Source organism: Burkholderia sp. Bp9031, assembly GCF_003857965.1.
GTDB classification, from domain to species: Bacteria; Pseudomonadota; Gammaproteobacteria; order Burkholderiales; family Burkholderiaceae; genus Burkholderia; species Burkholderia ambifaria_A.
Window position 1 is genome coordinate 1 of the sequence record NZ_QTPW01000119.1, and the last position, 216, is coordinate 216.

The window sequence follows — 216 nt, forward strand, 5'->3', positions numbered from 1 at the left end:
ACCAGCACGTGGATGTCACCGCCAATCTTCGCCGCCGCTGCCACCGTGTTCAGCGTCGCGGCCTTGATCGACGCGTTGCCCCCCAAGGGGGCTTCCTTCGGGGCGTCGCACTCTGCAATCACCAGAATCGTCATTTCTTTGCGCTCCCTCTTACAGCACCTTGGCTTCGGTCTTCAGCTTCTCGACCAGCGTCTTCACGTCCGGCACCTTCACGCC

The 216-nt window shown here is 62.0% G+C and carries 1 pseudogene; it reads right to left on the minus strand.

Annotation, left to right across the window (positions count from 1 at the left end):
• Window positions 1-134 (minus strand): annotated as a pseudogene (locus DIE15_RS36775) (electron transfer flavoprotein subunit alpha/FixB family protein); the annotation flags it as partial.
• Between the last annotated feature and the right edge of the window lie 82 nt (window positions 135-216).